The organism is Pantoea sp. UYEF8 (assembly GCF_040546285.1).
Classification (GTDB): Bacteria; Pseudomonadota; Gammaproteobacteria; order Enterobacterales; family Enterobacteriaceae; genus Pantoea; species Pantoea brenneri.
This window is the reverse complement of record NZ_JBEPNM010000016.1, coordinates 1-25,075: the sequence shown is the minus strand read 5'-3', so window position 1 is coordinate 25,075 and position 25,075 is coordinate 1. Positions and strand designations below refer to the sequence as shown.

22 protein-coding genes and 1 rRNA gene are annotated in these 25,075 nt (G+C 56.5%); 17 read left to right on the top strand and 6 right to left on the bottom strand.

Going from position 1 to position 25,075, the window contains the following annotated elements; genetic code table 11:
- Positions 1-25 precede the first annotated feature (25 nt).
- The 3 genes from mmuM to ABIB18_RS21420 form a co-directional block, all read right to left on the bottom strand.
- Entirely contained in the window at positions 26-961 is a 936-nt protein-coding gene (gene mmuM, locus ABIB18_RS21430; protein ID WP_354475663.1) for a homocysteine S-methyltransferase, read from the bottom strand.
- Complete coding sequence (mmuP, locus tag ABIB18_RS21425; RefSeq protein WP_069729695.1) at positions 951-2,360, bottom strand: S-methylmethionine permease; 1,410 nt, start codon at positions 2,358-2,360, stop codon at positions 951-953. Before mmuP ends, mmuM begins: the two co-directional genes overlap by 11 nt.
- Before the next feature lie 136 nt (positions 2,361-2,496).
- Positions 2,497-2,832 (bottom strand): DUF2002 family protein, encoded by a 336-nt coding sequence (locus ABIB18_RS21420; protein ID WP_031376461.1) that lies wholly within the window; start codon positions 2,830-2,832, stop codon positions 2,497-2,499.
- Positions 2,833-2,985: 153 nt separating this feature from the next.
- Here ABIB18_RS21420 and ABIB18_RS21415 point away from each other — a divergent pair, with 153 nt between their 5' ends.
- The 12 genes from ABIB18_RS21415 to emrB all read left to right on the top strand — a co-directional run bounded on the left by ABIB18_RS21415 (position 2,986) and on the right by emrB (position 16,241).
- Entirely contained in the window at positions 2,986-3,303 is a 318-nt protein-coding gene (locus tag ABIB18_RS21415; RefSeq protein ID WP_031376460.1) for a DUF883 family protein, read from the top strand.
- 302 nt (positions 3,304-3,605) lie between these two features.
- Entirely contained in the window at positions 3,606-3,848 is a 243-nt protein-coding gene (locus ABIB18_RS21410) for a redoxin NrdH (protein ID WP_069729696.1), read from the top strand.
- A gap of 4 nt (positions 3,849-3,852) precedes the next feature.
- Entirely contained in the window at positions 3,853-4,266 is a 414-nt protein-coding gene (gene nrdI / locus ABIB18_RS21405) for a class Ib ribonucleoside-diphosphate reductase assembly flavoprotein NrdI (protein WP_031376458.1), read from the top strand.
- Positions 4,236-6,374, top strand: coding sequence for a class 1b ribonucleoside-diphosphate reductase subunit alpha (gene nrdE, locus ABIB18_RS21400; protein WP_084227935.1), 2,139 nt, complete (start codon positions 4,236-4,238; stop codon positions 6,372-6,374). Before nrdI ends, nrdE begins: the two co-directional genes overlap by 31 nt.
- 8 nt (positions 6,375-6,382) lie before the next feature.
- Positions 6,383-7,342 carry a class 1b ribonucleoside-diphosphate reductase subunit beta gene (nrdF, locus tag ABIB18_RS21395; protein ID WP_354475627.1) on the top strand — a complete coding sequence of 320 codons (960 nt, stop codon included), beginning with the start codon at positions 6,383-6,385 and terminating at the stop codon, positions 7,340-7,342.
- A 503-nt stretch (positions 7,343-7,845) separates the two neighbouring features.
- A complete protein-coding gene (gene proV / locus ABIB18_RS21390) occupies positions 7,846-9,042 on the top strand; it encodes a glycine betaine/L-proline ABC transporter ATP-binding protein ProV (RefSeq protein WP_354475625.1) in 1,197 nt (398 codons plus the stop codon).
- Positions 9,039-10,133, top strand: a complete 1,095-nt coding sequence (proW, locus tag ABIB18_RS21385) for a glycine betaine/L-proline ABC transporter permease ProW (protein WP_031376456.1) — start codon at positions 9,039-9,041, stop codon at positions 10,131-10,133. The genes proV and proW overlap by 4 nt, the downstream gene beginning before the upstream one ends.
- 61 nt (positions 10,134-10,194) lie before the next feature.
- Positions 10,195-11,193, top strand: coding sequence for a glycine betaine/L-proline ABC transporter substrate-binding protein ProX (gene proX / locus ABIB18_RS21380; protein WP_031376455.1), 999 nt, complete (start codon positions 10,195-10,197; stop codon positions 11,191-11,193).
- Positions 11,194-11,340: 147 nt separating this feature from the next.
- A complete protein-coding gene (locus ABIB18_RS21375) occupies positions 11,341-12,528 on the top strand; it encodes an MFS transporter (protein ID WP_089562476.1) in 1,188 nt (395 codons plus the stop codon).
- Positions 12,529-12,835: 307 nt separating this feature from the next.
- Positions 12,836-13,366 (top strand): transcriptional repressor MprA, encoded by a 531-nt coding sequence (gene mprA / locus ABIB18_RS21370; protein WP_031376453.1) that lies wholly within the window; start codon positions 12,836-12,838, stop codon positions 13,364-13,366.
- Between the two features lie 150 nt (positions 13,367-13,516).
- Entirely contained in the window at positions 13,517-14,689 is a 1,173-nt protein-coding gene (emrA, locus tag ABIB18_RS21365; RefSeq protein ID WP_031376452.1) for a multidrug efflux MFS transporter periplasmic adaptor subunit EmrA, read from the top strand.
- 16 nt (positions 14,690-14,705) lie between these two features.
- Positions 14,706-16,241 (top strand): multidrug efflux MFS transporter permease subunit EmrB, encoded by a 1,536-nt coding sequence (gene emrB / locus ABIB18_RS21360; RefSeq protein WP_031376451.1) that lies wholly within the window; start codon positions 14,706-14,708, stop codon positions 16,239-16,241.
- A gap of 38 nt (positions 16,242-16,279) precedes the next feature.
- On the opposite strand, the gene ABIB18_RS21355 is transcribed toward emrB, so the two are convergent.
- A complete protein-coding gene (locus ABIB18_RS21355) occupies positions 16,280-17,461 on the bottom strand; it encodes a tRNA/rRNA methyltransferase (protein WP_354475621.1) in 1,182 nt (393 codons plus the stop codon).
- A 158-nt stretch (positions 17,462-17,619) separates the two neighbouring features.
- Here ABIB18_RS21355 and trxC point away from each other — a divergent pair, with 158 nt between their 5' ends.
- From trxC to ABIB18_RS21330, 5 genes are all read left to right on the top strand, one after another.
- Positions 17,620-18,039: a thioredoxin TrxC gene (gene trxC, locus ABIB18_RS21350; protein WP_031376449.1), complete on the top strand. Its 420-nt coding sequence runs from the start codon at positions 17,620-17,622 to the stop codon at positions 18,037-18,039.
- 81 nt (positions 18,040-18,120) lie between these two features.
- Complete coding sequence (locus ABIB18_RS21345) at positions 18,121-18,798, top strand: tRNA-uridine aminocarboxypropyltransferase (RefSeq protein ID WP_354475619.1); 678 nt, start codon at positions 18,121-18,123, stop codon at positions 18,796-18,798.
- A 137-nt stretch (positions 18,799-18,935) separates the two neighbouring features.
- The gene (locus ABIB18_RS21340; RefSeq protein ID WP_031376448.1) at positions 18,936-21,593 is read left to right on the top strand and encodes a bifunctional acetate--CoA ligase family protein/GNAT family N-acetyltransferase; all 2,658 of its coding nucleotides are present in this window, start codon (positions 18,936-18,938) and stop codon (positions 21,591-21,593) included.
- A gap of 117 nt (positions 21,594-21,710) precedes the next feature.
- Positions 21,711-23,066 (top strand): CDP-diacylglycerol--serine O-phosphatidyltransferase, encoded by a 1,356-nt coding sequence (gene pssA, locus ABIB18_RS21335; protein ID WP_354475617.1) that lies wholly within the window; start codon positions 21,711-21,713, stop codon positions 23,064-23,066.
- A gap of 26 nt (positions 23,067-23,092) precedes the next feature.
- Complete coding sequence (locus tag ABIB18_RS21330; protein WP_354475615.1) at positions 23,093-23,410, top strand: YfiM family lipoprotein; 318 nt, start codon at positions 23,093-23,095, stop codon at positions 23,408-23,410.
- Between the two features lie 20 nt (positions 23,411-23,430).
- Here the strand turns inward: ABIB18_RS21330 and ABIB18_RS21325 are convergent, their stop codons facing one another.
- Positions 23,431-24,720, bottom strand: a complete 1,290-nt coding sequence (locus tag ABIB18_RS21325; RefSeq protein WP_031376445.1) for an MFS family transporter — start codon at positions 24,718-24,720, stop codon at positions 23,431-23,433.
- Between the two features lie 267 nt (positions 24,721-24,987).
- Positions 24,988-25,075 (bottom strand): 5S ribosomal RNA (gene rrf, locus ABIB18_RS21320); the annotation flags it as partial.

The following is a 25,075-nucleotide window of genomic DNA, read 5'->3' as shown; positions in this document are numbered from 1 at the left end:
GCTATCATCGCCCGATTCAACCGCCTTATTGCGGTTGACAAGCGTGCGCAATAGCCGCGATGTCTTTGGGTGAGGTACGGCAGCAGCCGCCAATCAGCTTCGCGCCTGCCCGCTGCCACTCATCCAGCTTGTGTTCCAGGGTGCAGCCCGACGGCGCCGAATGCCAGGTTTTGCTGCTGGCGTCATACTGTTCGCCGGAGTTGGGATAGACCACCAGCGGCTTGTCAGTCAGCTGCTGCAGCTGCTGCAGCGCCGGCGTCACGCTCTCCAGCGCCACGCAGTTGACGCCCAGCGCTACCACCTGCGGCTGGGTGTTAAGCCAGCCGACCACTTCGGATAACGGCGTACCGTCGCTGATGTGGCCCGCGTCGCGCAGCGTAAATGAGAACCAGGCAGTGCTGTCCGGGAATTCAGTCAGCAGTGTTGCCAGCGCCTGCGCTTCGGCAAACGATGGCAGGGTTTCGCAGGCCAGCAGATCGGCCCCCGCCGCCAGCAGCGCTGCGATGCGCGGGCGATGAAACGCCATCATCTCCGCTTCCGGCAGCGCGTAGTCGCCACGATACTCCGAACCATCCGCCAGAAACGCACCGTAAGGCCCGACCGATCCCGCCACCAGCAAGGTTTTCGCCTCAGATTGTGTCGCCAGATAATCTTCGCGCGCGCGTCGCGCCAGTTCGACGCTCTGCGCAATCAACGCCAGCGACTGTGCCTGATCCAGCCCGCGTGTGGCAAAGCCCTGCGGCGTCGCCTGATAGCTGGCGGTAATCGCGCAGCGGGCGCCTGCGGCAAAATAGTCGTAGTGAACCTGATAAATCAGCTCGGGGTTTTCCATCAGTACTTTCGCTGACCACAGCGCATCGGCCAGCTGGCAGCCGCGCGCTTCCAGTTCGGTGGCCAGCGCGCCATCGAGGATCAGCAACGGCGATTCAGACAGCGCCTGCGCGACATGATTATGCAACATCATTGGCCTCCTCAGGCTTCGGCGATGATTTATGGGTCAGATGGTAAGCGGCGTAGCAGAACAGTACAAACGGAATGCCACACCACAGGGCGATGCGCTGGGTCGGATCGAACGCCAGTCCGATGCAGGCCAGCAGACAGAGCAGAAACCCGAGCACCGGCGTCAGCGGATAGAGCGGCGCGCGATAGCCCAGCTGCGCCAGAGATTTTCCCTGCTGCAGGTGGCGGCGACGGAAGACAAAATGTGAGGCGCAGATGCTGAGCCAGACGGCGACCACCGCAAAGCCGGATATCGCCGACAGCGCCACAAATACCGTATCGGGCGCAACCACGCTGGAGATCAGCGCCAGCAATCCGCCAATCATGCTGACGGTGATCGCCAGCAGCGGCACGCCTCGTTTATTCACCCGGGCAAAAGCGCGCGGCAGCGTATTTTCATTCGCCAGTGACCAGAGCATGCGGCCCGATGCATACAGACCGGAGTTGGCGGCTGACAGAATGGCGGTCAGGATGACAAAGTTGATGATATCCGCAGCCCAGGGCACACCGATCTTTTCAAACACCAGCACAAAAGGACTCTTGACGATCCCGGCCTGATCCATCGGGATCAGCGCTGCCAGCACCAACACCGTGCCGATAAAAAAGATGATCAACCGCGCCACGGTGGTGCGGATCGCCAGCGGCAGCACTTTCTCTGGCTGCTGGGTTTCACCCGCCGCAATACCAATCAGTTCGGTGCCGGAAAAAGCGAAGTTAACCGCCACCATGGTCATCAGAATCGGCAACACGCCGTTCGGCAGCCAGCCGTGAGCGGTGAGGTTGCTTAAGCCGGGCGCGGGGGTCCCATCTTTCATCGGGATGAAACCGAACATCGCGGCGCCGCCGAGCAGGATGAAGGCAATAATAGTGATCACTTTAATCAGCGAGAACCAGAACTCCCCTTCCGCGAAGAAGCGGGTTGAGATCACATTCAGCAGATAGATGGCACAGCAGAACACCAGACACCAGATCCAGACCGGCACCTGGGGAAACCAGTACTGCATACAGAAGCCGGCTGCCGTCAGGCTGGAGCCCAGCGCCACGGTCCACGTCAGCCAGTAGAGCCAGGCCACGGTGTAGCCGGTGGCGGGACTCAGATAGCGCGCCGCATAGACGTGAAACGCGCCGGTCTCCGGCATCGCCACGGAGAGTTCGCCAAGGCAGACCATTACCAGCCACACCACTAAGGCACCAATCAGATAGGCCAGCAGCGTACCGGCCGCGCCGGTGGTGGAGATGATGTAGCCGGTGTTAAAAAATAGCCCGGTGCCGATGACGCCGCCCAGCGATAACATCACCAGATGGCGCACTTTCATGGTGCGTTTGAATTGATCCTGCGCGGGGGGGTGTTGTTCACTCATCACTTTTATCCGTATGGACGTCTAAACATCTATAGTGAAGAGTTTTATACGCGTCACAGCGGTGAATTGCAATGAATTGCCGGGGGTGGGATTGGGGAGATGGGTTCAGTGCCCCGTCGCGGCGGGGCCTGATGCGTTAGCCGAAAACGCTTTGTAGATAGCGTTCCAGCGCCATGCGGGAACTGAATCCGTGCGGGATGCCGTAATGTTCCTGAGAATCACCCGCCAGGTAGAGAGGGAATTGGGTGTAGTGATCGCAGGTCTTCATTTCAGAAGCCGGTTCAGCGAACGGCTGGCTCTTCTCTTTCAGTGTCGGATGAATCACCAGTGCCGTGCGCCCCATACGCGCTTCGCGATTCACATAAACATAGTTGTCACCACGGCGATAACCATAAGCCCGTGGGGTGATCTCATCCACTTCGAAACCCGCTTTTTCCAGTACGCGCGCTACCTCATCTGGTCGTAAATACATGCTCGATCCTCTCCTCTTTCAAAAGCTTCGCAACCTTACCTCAGCATGACAGAGTGGGCATTCGGAATTTTCCCTAAAGGCCATTCTCGCGTCTCGTTTATCGCAAGGTCGTCTACACTAAGTATTACGTTTTAAATCAAAGGGAGCCAAAAAATGTTTAATCGAACCGTAAAAAACGATGACATTGATATCAATCAGGATGTTAACGAACTCGCTGATTCACTTGAAGCACTGCTGAAATCTTACGGCAGCGATGCGAAAGATGAAGTAGATTCCGCACGCAGCCAGGCAGAAGCGTTGTTGAAGCAGACGCGCGCACGACTGAACGGCGGCAGCAACCGTGTGGCTCAGGTTGCCCGTGACGCTGGCGCGCAGGTTGATACCTATGTGCATGACAAACCATGGCACGGTGTCGGCGTCGGTGCCGCCATTGGTCTGGTATTCGGCGTGCTGCTGGCTTCACGCCGCTAAGCGCACCGCCTCATATCATCCGAGCCTCGCCCCGTGCGGGGCTTTTTTATGTCCATTTTTTGAGCCTTAAAATTTACAAATCAATTTCCTGCCCCTGAAGGCGCATCGCCACTGGCTTTGCCCCGCTGATGCAAATGCAAATCGCAAAACCCTATATCTGGTGGGCTTGACCCTGCAAAACACTACATCTAGTATTTAGCTCATCAGCACGACGCCCGATGTCTCATTGAACGAAGCCCGCCACCTGCGGTGCCTGCTTCGTTTCCCGGCATCCGCTCCGCATACAGAGGGAAATACGAATCATGCGCATTATTATTTACACTAAAGATAATTGTGTCCAGTGCAACGCTACCAAAAACGCGCTGGATCGGCAGGGTATTGCCTATCAGCTGATCAACCTGGACAGCCAGCCAGAGGCGATCGACAACCTGAAATCACTGGGGTACCGCCAGGTGCCGGTGGTGATGGCGGATGACGATCACTGGAGCGGCTTCCGTCCGGACAAAATCGCCTCGCTGCGCCAGCTCGCCGCTGTCGGAGGGTAAAGCGATGTTCCCACTGGTCTATTTTTCCAGCCAGTCGGAAAACACCCACCGGTTCATCCTGCGCCTGGGCTTACCGGCCCGGCGCATCCCGCTCGATGCTAAACAGTCACTGCACACCGACCAGCCTTACATTCTGGTGGTGCCGAGCTATGGCGGGGGCAGCAGTCGTGGCGCAGTGCCACGTCAGGTGATTCAGTTTCTTAATGATGAAGCTAACCGCCGCGGCATCCGTGGGGTGATCGCAGCCGGTAACCGTAACTTCGGTGCCGGTTACTGCCTGGCCGGCAGCATCATTGCAAAAAAATGTCAGGTTCCCTGTCTCTACCGCTTTGAGCTGATGGGAACGCCTGACGATATCGCGAAAGTTAAAGCGGGAGTAACCCAATTTTGGCAACAACAGATACCCTCAACACCGTGACGCTGGACTACCACGCGCTCAACGCCATGCTCAACCTGTACGACGCCGATGGCCGGATTCAGTTTGATAAGGATCGGGAAGCGACGCGTCAGTTCTTCCTGCAGCACGTGCAGCCCAATACCGTGCCTTTCGCCAGTAACGCCGAGCGGTTGCGCTATCTGGTGGCGGAGGGCTATTACGAAGCCGGGGTGCTGAATCAGTACCATTTTGACTTCCTGCTTGAACTGCATGCTGTGGCGGAAAATTGGGGCTTTGAATTCAAAACCTTTCTCGGTGCCTGGAAGTACTACACCAGCTACACGCTGAAAACCTTTGACGGCAAACGTTACCTCGAAAGCTTTGAGCAGCGGGCCTGTATGGTCGCGCTGACGCTGGCGCAGGGTGATGAAAGCCTGGCACGTTCACTGCTGGAAGAGATGCTCAGCGGCCGGTTCCAGCCTGCCACGCCGACCTTCCTTAACTGCGGTAAGCAGCAGCGCGGCGAACTGGTCTCCTGCTTCCTGCTGCGTATTGAAGACAATATGGAGTCGATTGGCCGCGCGGTGAACTCGGCGCTACAGCTGTCGAAGCGCGGCGGCGGCGTCGCTTTCCTGCTGTCTAACCTGCGCGAATCAGGCGCACCGATCAAACGCATCGAAAATCAGTCATCGGGAGTAATACCGGTGATGAAAATGCTGGAAGATGCCTTCTCCTACGCCAATCAGCTCGGTGCGCGTCAGGGCGCGGGCGCGGTGTGGCTCAACGCTCACCATCCCGATATTTTCCGTTTTCTCGACACCAAACGTGAAAATGCCGATGAGAAGATCCGCATTAAAACCCTGTCGCTTGGCGTGGTGATCCCCGATATCACCTTCCAGCTGGCGAAAGAGAACAAGCCGATGGCGCTGTTCTCACCCTATGACGTGGAGCGTATCTACGGTCAGGCGTTTGGCGACATTAGCATCAGCGAAAAATATGACGAGATGCTGGCGGATGAGCGCATCCGTAAAACCTATATTCAGCCGCGCGACTTCTTCCAGACGCTGGCCGAAATCCAGTTCGAGTCGGGCTACCCTTACATCATGTTTGAAGACAGCGTGAACCGCAGTAACCCGATCGCCGGCCGCATCAATATGAGTAACCTGTGCTCCGAAATCCTGCAGGTAAACAGCGCCAGTGAGTATTTTGACGACCTCAGCTATCGCCGGATCGGCAAAGATATCTCCTGTAACCTCGGTTCGCTGAATATTGCCCACGCCATGGATTCGCGTGACCTGGCCCGCACTGTCGATGTGGCGGTCCGCGCCCTGACCGCCGTCTCCATGATGAGCGAGATCGGCTCGGTGCCGTCAGTGGCTGAAGGTAACCGCCGCTCACATGCGATTGGCCTCGGCCAGATGAACCTGCACGGCTATCTGGCGCGCGAAGGCATGGCCTACGGTTCACCGGAAGCGCTGGACTTCACCAATCTCTACTTCTATTGCATCACCTACTATGCGTTGCGCACCTCTAACCAGCTGGCGCGGGAACGGCAGCAGCGCTTTGACGGTTTTGCTGATTCGCAGTACGCCAGCGGCCGCTACTTCGATAAATACGTTCAGCAGGCATGGCGTCCGCGCACCGAACGGGTAGCGCAACTGTTTGCTGATGCCGGTATTACGCTGCCGACCCAGGCGGACTGGCAGGCGCTGCGTGAGGCGGTAATGCAGCACGGTCTGTTTAATCAGAACCTGCAGGCGATTCCGCCGACCGGTTCGATCTCGTACATCAACCATGCCACCTCGAGCATTCATCCGATCGTGTCACGCATTGAGATCCGTAAAGAGGGTAAAACCGGTCGCGTCTATTATCCCGCGCCGTTTATGACCAATGACAATCTCGATCTCTATCAGGATGCGTATCAGATTGGGCCGGAAGCGATTATTGATACCTACGCCGAAGCCACGCAGCACGTCGATCAGGGCCTGTCGCTGACGCTGTTCTTCCGCGATGACGTCACCACCCGTGATATCAACAAAGCGCAGATTTACGCGTGGAAAAAAGGCATCAAAACACTCTATTACATCCGACTGCGCCAGATGGCGCTACAAGGCACAGAGGTTCAGGGCTGCGTCTCCTGCGCGCTGTGATAAAAACTATGCAACTAAAACAAATTCAAGCGATTAACTGGAACCGGATTCAGGATGACAAAGATCTTGAGGTCTGGAACCGCCTGACCAGCAACTTCTGGCTACCGGAAAAGGTGCCGCTCTCCAACGATCTGCCCGCCTGGCAGACGCTGGATGCTCAGCAACAGCAACTGACTATCCGGGTTTTCACCGGCCTGACGTTGCTCGATACCATTCAGAATGTGATTGGTGCGCCGGGCCTGATGGATGATGCGCTGACGCCACACGAAGAGGCGGTGCTGTCGAACATCAGCTTTATGGAGGCGGTCCATGCCCGCTCCTACAGTTCGATCTTCTCGACGCTGTGTAACACGCAGGATGTCGATGCGGCCTATCAGTGGAGCGAAGAGAATGCGCCGCTGCAAAATAAAGCGCGCATCATTCTTGAGCATTACCGGGCCGACGACCCGCTGAAGAAGAAGATCGCCAGCGTGTTCCTGGAGTCGTTCCTGTTCTACTCCGGCTTCTGGCTGCCGATGTACTGGTCAAGCCACGGTAAGCTGACCAACACTGCCGATCTGATCCGTCTGATTATTCGTGATGAGGCGGTACACGGTTATTACATCGGTTATAAGTTCCAGAAAGCGCTGGAAACGGCGGATGATCTGCGCCGCGAAGAGCTGCAACAGTTCGCTTACGATCTGCTGCTGGCGCTGTATGAGAACGAAGTCGCCTACACCGAAGCGCTGTACGCCGATGTCGGCTGGGTTGAAGAGGTGAAAACCTTCTTACACTACAACGCCAACAAAGCCCTGATGAATCTGGGTTATGAGGCGCTGTTCCCGGCCGAGCTGACGGCGGTGAATCCGGCCATTCTGTCGGCGCTCTCGCCGAACGCTGACGAAAACCACGATTTCTTCTCCGGTTCCGGCTCCTCCTATGTGATGGGAAAAGCGGTCGAAACCGAAGACGAAGACTGGAACTTCTGATCCCTGCCGGGCGCTGCCACGCTGCGCCCGGTACTGCCGGTTTCATCTCCCTGCCCAGCCCGCCCGCCGCGGCTTCACCCCCACGAATTCAGCCCCTGCCGCCTCACCGGAATTGGCCTTTTTCGTCAGCACCGGTATTGTCATAATATCTCTCTTCCAGCGGCGATTATTCTGCTAAAAAATGTCGATGACTGAGACGATTATTTTCCGCTATCGGTCGTCTTTATTCTGGCAATATTTGCCGTTTGCGAATGTCATTTTCCCGCCTTTAGCGCGGCAATCCGGCCAGAATGCCAATAATTTCGTTTTCAATTCATAAAAAATTAATCTGCGCTGATCCCTTGTGAGCACTGGCGATAATCGGCATTGACCGGCCTGACAGCGCGCCAATATCGGCCTGCAGGGTTGTCAGATGATCTCAGTGTGCTACGGTATGGCCTGCTCAAATTTCAGTGGGACAGACAGATTAATATTAAATATTACAACCAGGATTTAATTACTGCATGGCAATTAAACTCGAAGTAAAAAATCTCTATAAGATATTTGGCGATAATCCGGACCGCGCATTTAAATATATTGAAAAGGGGGCAACCAAAGATGTGATCCTTGAGAAGACCGGTCTCTCTCTCGGGGTTAAGAACGCCAGTCTGGCCATTGAAGAAGGCGAGATATTCGTCATCATGGGGTTATCCGGTTCAGGAAAATCGACCATGGTTCGCCTTCTCAATCGTCTGATAGAGCCGACACGCGGCCAGGTGATCATTGACGGTGTCGATATTGCAAAAATATCCGACAGCGAACTGCGCGAGGTGCGCAGAAATAAAATCAGTATGGTATTCCAGTCATTTGCTTTGATGCCGCACATGAATGTACTAAATAATAGTGCATTCGGCATGGAATTAGCCGACGTACCGCTGGCGGAACGGCAGGAAAAAGCATTAGACGCGTTACGTCAGGTCGGGCTGGAGAATTATGCCCACGCCTACCCGGATGAACTTTCCGGCGGCATGCGTCAGCGCGTCGGATTAGCCCGCGCGCTGGCGATTAATCCCGATATATTATTAATGGATGAAGCCTTCTCTGCGCTGGATCCGTTGATTCGTACCGAGATGCAGGATGAGCTGGTCAATTTACAGGCCCGGCATCAGCGTACCATCGTCTTTATTTCCCACGATCTGGATGAAGCGATGCGTATTGGCGATCGAATTGCCATTATGCAGGGCGGCGAAGTGGTCCAGGTCGGTACTCCGGATGAAATCCTGAATAATCCGGCCAATGACTATGTGCGCACCTTCTTCCGCGGAGTGGATATCAGTCACGTCTTCAGCGCCAAAGATATTGCCCGTCGCAGCGCCGGCGCGCTAATCCGTAAGGCTGCCGGTTTCGGTCCACGCTCCGCCATCAAACTGCTGCAGGATGAAGATCGCGATTACGGCTACGTGCTGGAAAAGCAGAAATTCATCGGCGTCGTCTCCACCGATTCGCTGAAAGCCGCGCTGGCAGCCGGCGAAGGGATAGACAGCGCGCTGCTCGACGCACCGGCTGCGGTCCCCGCCGATACCTCACTGAACGATTTGCTCTCTCACGTTGCCCAGGCCCCCTGCGCGGTGCCGGTGGTGGGTGAGGATAATCAGTACGTCGGTATCATTTCCAAAAGCACGCTGTTGCGCGCATTAGATCGTGAAGGAGCCCAGCCATGAGTCAGGACACCAGCAATCCGTGGGAAAGCGGCAGCGCCACCACCACCAGCAGCCAGGCCGCGCCAGCCAGCAGCAGCGGCACCGATGCCTGGGGCACGCCGGATGGCAGCGCAACACCGGATGCTGCCAGCAGTGACTGGCTGCACAGCGCACCGGCGGCCCAGCCTGAACACTTCAATATTCTGGACCCGTTTCACAAAACCTGGATTCCGCTCGATCACTGGGTCACTGACGGTATCGACTGGGTGGTAAATCATTTCCGTCCGCTGTTCCAGGGTATTCGGGTGCCGGTCGATTACATTCTCAGTGCCTTTCAGCAACTGCTGCTGGGCATGCCCGCGCCGGTTGCCATTCTGGTCTTCGCGCTGATCGCCTGGCAGATCGCCAGCCCGGCGATGGGAATTGCCACGCTGATTTCGCTGGTGCTGATTGGCGCGATTGGTGCCTGGTCGCAGGCGATGGTGACGCTGGCGCTGGTCCTTACCGCGCTGCTGTTCTGTATTCTGATCGGTCTGCCGCTGGGGATCTGGCTGGCCCGCAGTCAGCGCGCCGCGCGTATTATCCGGCCGCTGCTGGATGCGATGCAGACCACGCCCGCCTTCGTCTATCTGGTGCCGATCGTGATGCTGTTTGGTATCGGCAACGTGCCTGGCGTAGTGGTGACGATTATCTTCGCCCTGCCGCCGATTGTTCGTCTGACCATTCTTGGGATTAAGCAGGTGCCCGCTGACCTGATCGAAGCGAGCGAATCGTTCGGTGCCAGTCCGCGCCAGCTGCTGTTTAAAGTGCAGTTGCCGCTGGCGATGCCGACCATTATGGCTGGCGTTAACCAGACGCTGATGCTGGCGCTGTCGATGGTGGTCATTGCCTCGATGATTGCCGTCGGCGGACTCGGCCAGATGGTACTGCGCGGCATTGGCCGTCTCGATATGGGACTGGCAACGGTCGGCGGCGTCGGCATCGTGATCCTCGCCATCATTCTCGACCGTCTGACCCAATCCTTTGGTCGCGATAACCGCAGCCGTGGCAACCGTCACTGGTACCACAGCGGCCCGATTGGTCTGATCCTCTCCCCGTTTCGTAAGAAATGAGTTTTCGGGCGGCACCCGCGTGTCGCCCGCTCCGCTACAATCGAAAAAATAAGGAATTACTATGCGCAAGACAGCTCCTCTGCTGGCCGCCGTGTTAGCCACCTTTGCCGTTTCACAGGTTTCTGCAGCCGATCTGCCCGGCAAAGGGATTACGGTGAAACCGATTCAGAGCACCATTTCTGAAGAGACTTTTCAGACCCTGATTGTCAGCCGGGCGCTGGAAAAGCTCGGTTATCAGGTCGAAAAACCGAGTGAAGTGGATTACAACGTTGGCTACACCACGATAGCGGCTGGCGATGCGACCTTTATTGCCACTAACTGGCAGCCGCTGCACGATGATATGTATAAAGCCGCCGGCGGTGATGCGAAGTTCTACCGTCAGGGCACATTCGTCACCGGTGCCGCCCAGGGCTACCTGATCGACAAAAAAACCGCCGATCAGTATCACATCACCAATATTGAGCAGTTAAAGGATCCTAAAATCGCCGCGCTGTTTGATACCAACGGTGACGGCAAAGCGGACCTGACCGGTTGTACCCCAGGCTGGGGCTGTGAAGCGGTGATTAATCATCAGATCGAGGCGTTTGGCCTGAGCAAAACCGTTGAACACAATCAGGGCAACTATTCCGCCATGATTGCTGACACCATTACCCGCTTTAAGCAGGCTAAACCTATCCTCTATTACACCTGGACGCCTTACTGGGTCAGCGATGTGATGAAGCCGGGCCGCGATGTCACCTGGCTGCAGGTGCCGTTCTCCTCAATGCCGGGCGAGCAGAAAAATGTCGATACCAAACTGCCTAACGGCGCGAACTACGGCTTCCCGGTGAATACCATGCACATTGTGGCCAACAAAGCCTGGGCTGAGAAAAACCCGGCGGCGGCCAGACTGTTCGCTGAAATGAAACTGCCGCTGGCAGATATCAATGCTGAAAACGCCGCGATGCATGCCGGCCAGTCGTCAGAAGAGGCGATCAATGGTCACGTCGACGGCTGGATTAAAGCTCACCAGGCCGAATTTGATAAATGGGTCAGTGACGCCCAGGCTGCTGCGCAGTAAGTTCTGTCGTTTCCTGCCGGGCGGATCTTTTCCGCCCTTTTTTGTATCTGTTAAACACACTGGTATGGCCTGTTAATAAAGATGCGTGTGAAATAGTTTTTTGAGTTATTATTAACCTCTTATGATTATTAGCTGCCGTTGTTGTTTATGAATGCATCCCGTCAGGGTCTGACGCCTGCTTTAGTATTGTTGATGTCGGTAGCCACCGGGCTGTCCGTTGCCAGCAATTACTACGTTCAGCCCTTGCTCAGTACCATTGCTCACCAGTTCGATCTCTCAGTCAGCCTCGCCGGTTTTATCGTTACCACCGCGCAACTGGGCTATGCCTGTGGATTACTGCTGCTGGTGCCGCTCGGTGACCGATTCGAACGACGCAGCCTGATCGTGACCATGATCCTGCTGGCTGCGGCGGGTATGGTCATTATCGCCCTCTCCCGCTCTTTCCTGTTTTTGCTGCTCGGTACGCTGATGACCGGTCTGTTCTCGGTGGCGGCGCAAATACTGGTGCCGCTGGCAGCAACGCTGGCTGAGCCGGAGCGGCGCGGCAAAATTGTCGGCACGGTAATGAGCGGGCTGCTGCTGGGTATTTTGCTGGCGCGCACCGTCTCTGGCGGGCTGGCGCAACTTGGCGGCTGGCGTACGGTCTACTGGACCGCCAGCCTGTTAATGGCCGTGATGGCGCTGGCGTTGTGGCGCTTCCTGCCGCGCGTCAGCGTGTCGGTAACGATGAGTTACCGTCAGCTGCTGGCGTCGATTTTCAGGCTCTACGCCGGCAATCGGGTGATCCGTACCCGCGCCTGGACCGGCTGCCTCTCGTTTGCCAACTTCAGCCTGCTCTGGACCTCGATGGCCTTTTTGCTTTCAGCCGCGCCTTATCACTTTTCAGAGGGCGAAATTGGTCTGCTGGGACTGGTGGGTGCCGCCGGCGCGCTGGCAGCACGTCAGGCGGGTTCGCTGGCAGATAAAGGTAAAGCGAAGCTCACTACCCGCGTCGGTTTGCTGATTATGCTGCTGTCGTGGATCGCGATTGCCCTCGGTGCCCACTCTCTTGCGGCCCTGATCGTCGGCATTCTGCTGCTGGATCTGGCGGTGCAGGCGGTACATATCACCAATCAAAGTGTGATTTATGCCCAGATGCCGGACGCGCGTAACCGCCTTAATGCCGGTTACATGACCAGCTATTTTATTGGCGGCGCAGCGGGTTCGCTGCTTTCCGCCACCGCCTACCATCTGTCCGGCTGGTACGGCGTATGTAGCGCAGGCGCTGTCCTGACGCTGATTAACTTGTTGATTTGGTTTAACGGACAGCAGTATGAGCAAGCGAAAATGAGCTGAAGCGCAGGCCGGACAGCTGATTGAGTCTGGTCACATATGGTTAGGTTTGTTATGGTTAGTGATAAACCTATTCACTTCAGTTATTTTTCCTCGCGAAATTATTAAATTCGACACCTTTTCTTGATCACGTCCCGGCGCATTCGCTGTCGCCGGGCGTACGGGTTTTTTAACCCAGGGCCACGGATTGGCCTGGAATCGCCAGATGGTGGCAGCGTGACCGTAGCCCTACTCACCTGCCGAAAATGTGACTACGCTTAATCTGTCACCATAGTTATTATACAAGTTGCAATTAGTGAGGTTTTTTTTAATGGAAAGTTCGTTTACTCCCATTGAGCAGATGCTAAACATCCGTGCCAATCGCCATAAGGATTTTCCGTTACAGGAAATTATCCTGACGCGTCTCTGTATGCACATGCAGGGTAAACTGCTGGACAACCGCAACAAGATGCTGAAGGCACAGGGAATCAACGAAACCCTGTTCATGGCATTGATTACGCTGGATGCACAGGAGAACCAGAGTATTCAGCCGTCAGAGCTGAGCTCCGCCCTGGGGTCATCACGTACCAACGCGACACGCATTGCTGATGAGCTGGAAAAACGCGGCTGGATCGAGCGTCGTGAAAGCGATCATGACCGCCGCTGTCTGCACCTGCACCTGACCGAAAAAGGCAATGAGTTCTTACGTCAGCTGCTGCCGCCTCAGCACCAGAGCCTGCAATATCTCTGGTCGTCACTGTCGGTCGATGAGAAGTCCCAGCTGGAAGGTATCACCCGTAAGTTACTTAACCGCCTCGATAAAATGGACGAAGATCAGTTGATCGCCTCGCTGTCCCGCTAATAGCAAGAAGTGCGACACAATCACCTGTCGAAACCGTTATTTTAATTTCCTTTTTTATCCGGCCAGCGCTCAGTCGCTGGCTTTTTCGACTCGGGCACTTGCGGGAATGGATTGCTGCATCCCGACTAAATGGAAAACGTGGAGAAAGACATGAGTGCAACGGCAGAAGCACAAAGCCCGCAACCGTCAGCTAACAAAAAGAAGAAGCGCAAAGGTGTGCTCATCGTGCTGGCGCTGATCTTCGTGCTGATTGGGATTGCCTGGGGCGTCTACTGGTTCCTGGTGCTGCGCCATTTTCAGGAGACCGATGACGCTTACGTTGCAGGTAACCAGGTTCAGGTGATGGCACAGGTTTCCGGTAGCGTGAACAAAGTCTGGTTTGAAGATACCGACTTCGTTAAAAAAGGCGATGTGCTGGTTTCGCTGGATAAAACCGATGCGGAACAGGCGTTTGAAAAAGCACAGACCGCACTGGCCACCAGCGTACGTCAGACGCATCAGCTGATGATTAACGCGAAGCAGTATCAGGCCACTATCACCTTACGTCAGACGGCGCTGGCTCAGGCAGAAGCGGATCTGAAGCGCCGTGAGCCGCTGGGTGCCTCGAATCTGATTGGCCGTGAAGAGTTACAGCACGCCCGTGATGCCGTGGCTTCTGCCAAAGCTGAGCTGGACGTGGCGGTACAGCAATACAACGCCAATCAGGCGATGATCCTCAATACCTCGCTGGAGAACCAGCCAGCGGTTAAACAGAGCGCCGCTGAACTGCGTGACGCCTGGCTGGCGCTGCAGCGTACTGAGATCCGCAGCCCGATGGACGGTTTTGTCTCACGTCGTAGCGTGCAGGTAGGTTCGCAAATCTCCACCAGCACACCGCTGCTGGCGGTGGTGCCGGCGACCAATCTGTGGATCGACGCCAACTTTAAAGAGACCCAGCTGGCGGGCGTGCGCATCGGCCAACCGGCCACGGTGGTGGCTGATATCTACGGCGACGACGTGGTTTATCATGGCAAAGTGGTCGGGTTAGATATGGGCACCGGCAGCGCGTTCTCGCTGCTGCCAGCCCAGAACGCCACCGGTAACTGGATCAAAGTGGTTCAGCGTCTGCCGGTTCGTATCGAGCTTAACCCGCAGGATATCGAGAAGCATCCGCTGCGTATTGGTCTGTCGACGCTGGTGAAAATCGATACCACCAGCACAGAGGGCAGCACCCTGGCGACCAGCGTGCGTCAGCAGGCGGCTTACAGCAGCAATGCGCTGGCGATTGACCTTGCGCCGGTCAATCAGCTGATCACCGATATCGTCCGCGCCAACGCCGGATGATGACGCGGAGGCTGTAATGGCACAAAAACCGCTTGAAGGGATGCCGCTGGTCTTAATGACCATTGCGCTGTCGCTGGCGACGTTCATGCAGGTCCTGGACTCGACCATCGCCAACGTGGCCATCCCCACTATCGCCGGTAACCTCGGTGCCTCGAACTCGCAGGGCACCTGGGTAATCACCTCGTTTGGCGTCGCCAACGCCATTTCGATTCCGATTACCGGCTGGCTGGCAAAACGCATCGGTGAAGTGAAGTTGTTCACCTGGGCTACCATTCTGTTTGCCATCGCCTCGTGGGCGTGCGGCATGTCAGACAGCCTTGAGATGCTGATTTTCTTCCGCGTGCTGCAGGGGATCGTTGCCGGTCCGCTGATCCCGCTGTCGCAAAGTCTGCTGCTGAGCAACTATCCTCCGGCCAAACGCAGTATCGCTCTGTCGCTATGGGCGATGACGGTGATTGTGGCCCCGATCTGCGGCCCGATACTCGGCGGCTGGATCAGTGATAACTATCACTGGGGCTGGATCTTCTTCATCAACGTGCCGATTGGCGCGGTGGTGGTGATGCTGACGCTGCAAACCCTGCGTGGCCGGGAAACCAAAACTGAAATCCGTCCGATCGATATGGTCGGACTGGTGTTGCTGGTGGTCGGGATTGGCTGCCTGCAGGTGATGCTGGACCGCGGTAAGGAGCTGGACTGGTTCAGTTCCACCGAGATCATCGTTCTGGCGGTGGTGGCAGTGATTGCACTGGCGGTGCTGCTGGTGTGGGAGCTGACCGACGACCACCCGATTGTCGATCTGTCGCTGTTTAAGTCGCGAAACTTCACCATCGGCTGCTTATCGATCAGTCTGGCTTACATGCTCTACTTCGGCTCGATCGTGCTGTTGCCGCAGCTGCTGCAGGAGGTCTACGGCTACACCGCGACCTGGGCCGGACTGGCCTCGGCACCGGTGGGGATTTTGCCGGTGATCCTGTCGCCAATTATTGGTCGTTTCGCCCATAAACTCGATATGCGGCGGCTGGTCACCTTCAGCTTCATTATGTATGCCGTCTGCTTCTACTGGCGCGCTTACACCTTTGAACCGGGGATGGATTTTGGTGCATCGGCCTGGCCGCAGTTTATTCAGGGCTTTGCGGTGGCCTGCTTCTTTATGCCACTGACCACCATTACGCTGTCAGGCTTAGCACCGGAGCGACTGGCGGCGGCGTCCAGCCTGTCTAACTTTGTCCGTACGCTGGCCGGCTCGATTGGTACCTCGATCACCACGACCATGTGGACCGATCGCGAGTCGATGCATCATAGTTATCTGGCCGAGTCGATTACGCCGTACAACGTTAATTCACAACAGATGTACAGCCAGCTGGAAAGTATGGGAATGACGCAGCAGCAGGCGTCAGCATATATCGCCCAGCAGATAACCAATCAGGGACTGATTATCTCGGCAAATGAGATTTTCTGGGCGTCGGCGGGGGTGTTCCTGATCCTGCTGATACTGATTTGGTTTGCCCGTCCGCCGTTTGGTGCTGGCGGTGGTGGCGGTGGCGCGCACTAATCTCAGACAGCAAAACGGGCCTTTCGGCCCGTTTTTTTTTATGCGTTCTGACGCCACCATTCGGCGAGCAGCACGCCGGTCGCTACCGAAACGTTGAGGCTTTCAACATTGCCGGTACCGCCAATCGACACGCTGATGTCACCCTGCTGGAAGGCGCTGTCAGACAGACCTTCACGTTCCTGGCCCAGCACCAGCACCATTTTGGCCGGCAGTTCCGCTTTCGCCAGCGGCGTACCCTGATGGCTGGAGGTCGTCACGATGGTGTAACCGGCTTTACGGAACGCTTCCAGACCTTCACTGAAGGTCGCGCCGCTGATGGCCTGCACGTGTTCCGCACCGCCTTCAGCAGTACGCACCGCTGCACCTGACTCCAGCAGTGAGGCATCGTTGACCAGCAGACCTTTCACGCCGAAATGCGCGCAGCTACGCATGATCGCGCCGAGGTTGTGCGGGTTGCTGACATCTTCCAGCGCCAGCACGCAATCTTTGGCGCTCGCCTGGCTCAGCCATTCTGACACGGCCATACCCATGCGCTTTTTGATCAGGAAGCAGACGCCGCCATGATGCTCAGTGCCGGAGGCTTTGGTGATCTCCGCATCTTCGACCACGTGGTAAGCTTTGCGGTTCGCCGCCAGCCAGCGCAGCGCTTCGCGGAAACGCGGTGTCACTTCCTGAATAAACCAGGCGCGCACAATCGCTTCCGGACGGCTCTGGAACAGTGCCTGACAGGCGTTCTCGCCATAGACGCGCGTCTCTTCCATACGCTGACGACGGATCTGCTCGGGATCGACAAAGCTCTTACCGCTGATGCCACCGTGTTCGGGCTTATCACTTTCGGTCGCAGCAGGACGCTCTGACGGGGCACGAGAAACGGTACGCCACGGCGAGTCGCTGTTGCTGAAAGCGCCGCGATTATCCTCTGCGCGCTCGTTGCGGCGGCCTGCACCTTCACCGCTACGGCGTGGCGCACCACGGCCGCCCTCATCGCGACGGGCAGAACCGCTGCGGGCACCGTTATCACTACGACGGCCAGCAGAGCGTCCGCTCTCTTCATTACGTTCAGTGCGGGGGCCAGAAGAACGACGATTATCATCCTGACGGGCAGCGGGACGGCCACCTTTGCCGGTACGAGGATTTGGCGCACCCGCGCTCTTATCATCTTCGCCACGCACGTACATCACTTTGACCTTGCCGCTTTTGCCTTTAAATTCGTCGTTCATATGTTCCTCCTGCATTGAGAGCGCGCAGATTACCTGATGTGCTGGCGCTTAGCTATCAACTATTGAACCTATAGAGCGATCCAGATTGAGAGGGCATTCGCCCCCTTTCATAATGGACAATATTACCAGACTGACACATTCCAATATCAGAGGTTTCTATGAATACGGTATGCGCTTCCTGCCAGGCAACCAATCGCGTTCCGGAAGAACGGCTTGCCGAAGGCGCAAAATGTGGTCGCTGTGGAAATGGATTATTTGATGGCGAAGTGGTGAGCGCGACCGCGACCACCTTAGACAAGTTTCTGCAGGATGATTTGCCGGTGGTCGTCGACTTCTGGGCGCCGTGGTGTGGTCCCTGCGTCAACTTTGCGCCGGTATTTAAAGAGGTTGCCAGCGAACGCAGCGGTAAGGTGCGCTTTATTAAAGTGAATACCGAGGCCGAACCGGCACTCAGCAGCCGTTTTCGCATTCGCAGCATCCCGACCATTATGCTGTTTAAGAACGGTGAGATGGTTGACATGCTGAATGGCGCGATGCCCAAAGCGCCGTTCAACGAGTGGCTGGACGAGTCACTGTAATCCGCTAAGGCCAGCTCTGCTGGCCTTTTCCTTTTCGGCGGCGCTTCGATTACACTGTGGTTTTTCCTGCCCTGAATACTCATGTCTGATAATGCTGTTTTGCGCTTGCGCACCCAACGCCTTGCCCGTGCCACCCGCCCTTTCCTTGCGCGCGGCAATCGCGTGTTACGCTGCCAGGGCTGTCTGCTGCCTGAGAAGAACTGTCTGTGCAGTGATATCGTGCCGCAAACGGCGCGCAGCCGCTTTTGCCTGGTAATGTTTGATACCGAGCCGATGAAGCCGAGTAATACCGGCCGCCTGATTGCCGATATCCTGCCCGATACCCAGGCGTTTGGCTGGTCGCGCACCGAGCCGGATCCGCAGCTGCTCGACGCGGTACGCAATCCTGATTACCAGCCGCTGGTGGTGTTCCCGGCCGCCTATGCCGACGCCGATCGCGAAGTGCTGACCGCGCCGCCTTTGAGCGGTAAACCGCCGCTGTTTATCATGCTGGACGGCACCTGGACCGAAGCGCGCAAAATGTTCCGCAAAAGTCCGTGGCTCGACGCCTTACCGGTGATGTCGCTGACGGTCACCGCCCCGTCGCGCTATACGCTGCGCGAGGCGCACGGCGTTGGCCAGCACTGTACCGCTGAAGTGGCGGCAGCACTGCTGGAGCAGGCGGGCGATAGTCAGGCAGCTCAGGCTTTATCGCGCCATTTTGAACAGTTCCGCGCCGCCTATCTGGCGGGCAAGCCGCATCACGCACCCTCCACGTAAGCGATGCAGTCAGTCAGCGGGCCGATCGGTTAATCGATCCCTCATAGTGATCCTGATGCTCAGCCTGCGATCTGCCCGGAAGCACTGATGGGGAAAAGCGTTTACAATCACGCAAATCCCGATCTCTGGAGGGCGAGATGAGCCAACGCGGACTGGAAGCGCTGTTAAGACCCAAATCAATTGCGGTAATCGGCGCCTCGGTAACGCCGGGACGTGCCGGTTACTTTATGATGCGCAATCTGCTGGCCGGTGGTTTTAGCGGCCCGGTATTGCCGGTGACGCCGAAATACAAAGCCGTCAGCGGCGTGCTGGCCTGGCCTGATATCGACAGTTTGCCGTTCGCGCCGGACCTGGCCATTATCTGCACCCATTCAAAACGTAATCTGACACTGCTGCAACAACTGGGTGAAAAAGGCTGCAAAGCCTGCATTATTCTCTCCGCTCCCGCCAGCCAGCGGGAAGAACTGCAGGCCTGCGCCAGCCAGTGGCAGATCCGTCTGCTGGGGCCGAACAGCCTTGGGCTGCTGGCACCGTGGCAGGGATTAAACGCCAGCTTCTCGCCGGTACCGATTGCCAAAGGCCGTATTGCCTTCATTTCACAATCCGCCGCCGTCTCCAATACCATTCTTGACTGGGCGCAACAGCGTAACCTGGGCTTTTCCTGGTTTATCGCGCTGGGAGACAGTCTCGACACTGATGTCGATGACCTGCTCGACTTTCTGGCGCGTGACGGTAAAACCAGCGCGATCCTGCTCTATCTTGAACATCTCAGCGATGCCCGGCGCTTTGTTTCCGCCTCGCGTAGCGCGTCACGCAATAAACCGATCCTGGTGATCAAGAGCGGCCGCAGCCGTCAGGCGCAGGCGCTGCTCGGTAGCCACAGCGGGCTGGATGCGGCCTGGGACGCCGCCATTCAGCGTGCTGGCCTGCTGCGGGTGCAGGATACGCATGAACTGTTCTCCGCCGTCGAGTCGTTGAGCCACATGCGGCCGCTGCGTGGTGAGCGATTGATGATCATTAGTAACGGCGCTGCACCCGCTGCGCTGGCGCTGGATGAACTGTATGCGCGTAACGGTAAACTGGCCCAGCTCAGCGATGAGATGCGTCAACAGCTGGAAACCCTGCTGCCAGCCGGTGCTGGTCACGGCAACCCACTGGATTTGAAGGATGACGCCACGCCGGACCGTTACGTGGCCTGCGTGGAGTGCCTGCTCGACAGTCATGAGCTTGATGCACTGATGATTATTCATGCGCCGAGCGCGGTGGCACCTGCCACTGAAACCGCCGAGCGTCTGATTGCCGCCATTGCTGCTCATCCGCGCGGTAAGCAAATCACCCTGCTGACTAACTGGAGCGGCGAATTTTCCTCCCAGGCCGCGCGTCGTGCATTTACCCAGGCTGGGATCCCGACCTGGCGCACGCCCGAAGGCACGGTGACGGCATTTATGCATCAGGTCGAATATCGACGCAATCAGAAGCAACTGCGTGAAACGCCTGCCCTGCCGGCCAGCCTGACCCAGGACAGTGCCCATGCCCACCAGCTGTTATCGCAGGCGCTCGACCGCGGCATTACGGCGCTGGATACCCACGAGGTCCAGCCGGTACTGCAGGCCTACGGGCTGGCAACGCTGCCAACCTGGATCGCCAGCGACAGTGCCGCAGCGGTAGCCATCGCCGATCAGATTGGCTATCCGGTGGCGCTGAAGCTGCGCTCGCCGGATATCGCCCATAAATCGGATGTGCAGGGTGTGATGCTTTACCTGCGCAATGCCAGTGAGGTAGCACATGCGGCCGAAGCCATTTTTGATCGGGTCAGGCAGACGCTACCGCAGGCGCGGATTGAAGGCCTGCTGGTGCAAAGCATGGCGAACCGGGCTGGCGCTCAGGAACTGCGGGTGGTGGTGGAACAGGATGCGCTGTTTGGCCCGATCATTATGCTGGGCGAAGGCGGCGTCGAGTGGCAGGCCGATAAACAAGCCGCCGTTGCGCTGCCGCCGCTGAATATGACTCTGGCGCGCTATCTGGTGATTCAGGCAATCAAGAGCGGCAAAATACGCAGCCGCAGCGCCCTGAATCCGCTGGATATTGCCGGCCTCAGCCAGCTGCTGGTGCAGGTTTCCAACCTGGTGGTTGATTGCCCGGAGATTCAGCGGCTGGATATTCATCCGCTGCTGGCGGCGGGCAACGACTTTACGCTGCTGGATGTCACCCTGACGCTGGCACCGTTTCATGGCGATAACGAAGCGCGCCTGGCGATACGTCCCTACCCGCAACATCTGGAGGAGCAGGTTCAGCTCAAGGATGGGCAAACCTGCCTGTTCCGCCCTATCCTGCCCGAAGATGAACCGCTGCTACGTGACTTTATCAGCCAGGTAACCAAAGAAGATCTCTATTACCGTTACTTCAGTGAAATCAGCGAGTTTACGCATGAGGATCTCGCCAATATGACGCAAATCGATTACGACCGTGAGATGGCGATCGTGGCGGTACGTCAGCAGCAGGGACGGTCGGAAATCATTGGCGTGACGCGTGCCATCTCTGATGCTGACAATATTGACGCCGAGTTTTCCGTGCTGGTGCGCTCCGATCTCAAAGGCCTCGGCATGGGCCGACGCTTGCTGGAAAAGATGATCCGCTACACCCGGCATCACGGCTTGCAACAATTGAACGGTATCACTATGCCGCATAATCGCGGCATGATTACCCTGGCGCGCAAACTTAACTTTCATGTTGATATTCAACTGGATGACGGTATTGTCAGCCTCAAACTGTCGCTGCAGGATGCGCTAAGCTAACCTTGTAGAGAAAGGTAAAAAACGCCCGGATCGCGACAGTTGATGTTATTATTTGTCGTTATGACCCTGATTTGATGGCAAAAGGCCATGCAATGAACAGAGAAGAAGTGCACTGTGATGTTGTCTAAATTTAAACGTAATAAACACCAACAACACCTCGCACAGTTGCCGAAACTGTCACAATCCGTTGCGGATGTGTCGACGCTTTACTCGCCTGCTGAATTTCGTCAGACGCTGCTGGAGAAAATCGCGGCAGCGCAGTCCCGTATTTGCATCGCTGCACTTTACCTGGAAAACGACGATGCAGGTCGGGCGGTGATGAACGCCCTGTATGCGGCAAAACAGGCGCGGCCAGCGCTGGATATCTCTATCCTGGTCGACTGGCACCGGGCGCAGCGTGGGCGAATTGGCGCGGCACGCGGCCTGACCAATGCCGACTGGTATTGTGATCTGGCAACCCAACACGCTGATATTGCCATCCCGGTGTATGGCATTCCGGTCAATACCCGGGAAGCGCTGGGCGTGCTGCACCTGAAAGGTTTCATCATTGATGACGAACTGATCTACAGCGGCGCCAGCATCAATGATGTTTATCTTCATCAGCATGATAAATATCGTTATGACCGCTACCAGATTATCCGCAACCCGCAGCTGGCTGACACCATGTACGCGTGGATTAACCTCAACCTGAAGCAGGCTGAGGCCGTCAACCGGCTCGATTTTGCCGAGCGCCCTTCCAGTCCGGAAATCAAAAATGAAACGCGTCAGTTTCGTCAGGATTTGCGCGGCTTCAATTATCAGTTTGAGGGCAATGCCAGTAATGAAGAGCTGGCGGTGACGCCGCTGGTCGGCCTGGGCAAGCATAGCCTGCTCAATAAGACTATCTTCCACCTGATGCCCTGCGCCGAACAGAAACTGACTATCTGTACGCCTTACTTCAACCTGCCGGCCTTACTGGTGCGTAACATTATTCATCTGCTGCGGCAGGGTAAGCAGGTCGAGATCATCGTCGGCGACAAGACCGCCAACGACTTCTATATCGCGCCGGATCAGCCGTTTAAAATTATTGGCGCGCTGCCCTATCTGTATGAGATTAACCTGCGTCGCTTCCTGAGCCGGCTACAGTATTACGTCACCAACGATCAGCTGGTGGTGCGGTTATGGAAAGATGGTGATAACAGCTATCACCTGAAAGGTATGTGGGTGGATGACGAATGGCAGCTGATTACCGGCAATAATCTCAATCCGCGCGCCTGGCGGCTCGATCTGGAAAATGCGGTGTTGATCCACGATCCGCTGCAACAGCTGGCCGATCAACGCGAAAAAGAGCTGATGCTGATTCGCCAGCACACCACAGTGGTGAAGCATTTCCGCGAGCTGGAGAGCATTGCCGATTACCCGGCTAAAGTCCGTAAATTGATACGTCGTCTGCGCCGGATTCGAATCGACCGGTTAATCAGCCGTATTCTTTAATCGTCGCCGCCGACGAGGCATCCGCTATGCGAATTTTGCTGTTTGCAGTGCTGTTGTGTAGTGGATGTGCTCATATGGCAGAGGATCGGTGGACCGGGCGGGATAAAGCACAGCACTTCGTTGCCTCTGCTGCCCTGGCCGCAGCAGGAACAGAATACGGTCAGCGTCAGCATCTCTCTACCCGTCAGAGTCATACGCTGGGGATCATATTTTCGCTCAGTCTCGGGGCGGGAAAAGAGTGGTATGACAGCCGCCCGTCAGGGAGCGGCTGGAGCTGGAAAGATTTTGCCTGGGATGCCGCCGGTACCGCCAGCGGCATCGCCTTATGGAACCTTAACCAGTAAGCCGGTTCAGCCAGTAGCGGTTACAGCCCAATCCCTTTTCCCCGCTTGTGCAGCAATAGCGACACCAAAAAGGCTACCGCGCCCATGGCTGAGACATACCAGAAGAAGGTGGTCTCAATCCCCTGCTGCTTCATCAGTAACGCCACATACTCCGCCGATCCGCCAAAGATGGCATTCGCCACCGCATAAGAGAGTCCTACACCTAATGCCCGCACCTGAGGAGGAAACATTTCTGCCTTCAAAATACCGCTGATGGCGGTGTAGAAACTGGTGATCAGCAGCGCCAGCATAATTAACAGGAACGCAACGCCTGGGCTCTGGACATTTTGCAGCAAGGTCAGAATGGGCACGGTACAGATAGCGGCACCGGCACCAAAAATCATCATTGAAGTGCGACGGCCAATTTTGTCAGACAGCGCACCAATAGCCGGCTGCAGCAACATGAAGACCAGCAGCGCACCGGTCATCAGGCCGCTGGCGGTCTTAGGATCCATTCCCGAGGTGTTGACCAGATACTTTTGCATATAGGTGGTAAAGGTATAGAAGCTCAGCGATCCGCCGGCGGTGAAGCCCAGCACCATCAGGAACGGACGGGTATGATTGCGTAACAGGCCTATCACGCTGCCCGCATCACGGTGCTGACGGCTGCTTTTGTCTGAGGTTTCTTCCAGTGAGCGACGTAACCACAGCGCCACTACGGCCAGCAATGCGCCGAGGAAGAATGGAATGCGCCAGCCCCAGCTGCGCAGCTCTGCATCGCTCAGCACAAACTGCAGCACCACTACCGTCAGCACCGCGGCCAGCTGACCGCCGATTAAGGTGACGTACTGGAATGAGGCGTAAAAACCTTTGCGTCCTTCCAGCGCCACTTCGCTCATGTAGGTTGCGCTGGTGCCATATTCACCGCCAACGGATAATCCCTGAAACATCCGCGCCAGCAGCAGAATGATCGGTGCCGCGATGCCAATGGCGTCATAGCCGGGTAAACAGGCGATCACCAGCGATCCAAAACACATCATGCACACTGAGATCAGCATGGAGCTTTTACGTCCGTGCTTATCACCGATGTAACCGAACAGCCAGCCGCCGATAGGACGCATCAGGAATCCGGCAGCAAAGACGCCGGCCGTCTGTAATAGCTGCGTGGTGGTATCGCCTTGTGGGAAGAAGATGTGGGCAAAATAGAGAGAAAAGAATGAGTAGACGTAGAAATCGAACCACTCGACCAGGTTACCCGATGACGCGCCAACGATAGCCCAGATGCGCTTTTTCGTATCGTCTGTCTGATCTTTATTATTTATGGGTGTCATGCCTTGCCTCTGTTCCTTGCTGATCAACAGCATTTAAAGAAGTGAGTAAAGCATTTAAGTCCACCGGAGGTAAAGGCGGTGAATTCTGAGATTATAAATGTGAGCCACATCGCTAATTGCTGCAAAATCAGCGGGTTGTTCAGAGCAGGATGTCCCGATTGTGCCTGAATAAGGGGAAGTAAGAATGGCAGACGGGAATGAAAATCAGCGTTCTGCAGACGTAAAAAATCCCCGCACTTTCGTGCGGGGCTTCTTCACTCGTTTGATGCCTGGCAGTTCCCTACTCTCGCATGGGGAGACCCCACACTACCATCGGCGCTACGGCGTTTCACTTCTGAGTTCGGCATGGGGTCAG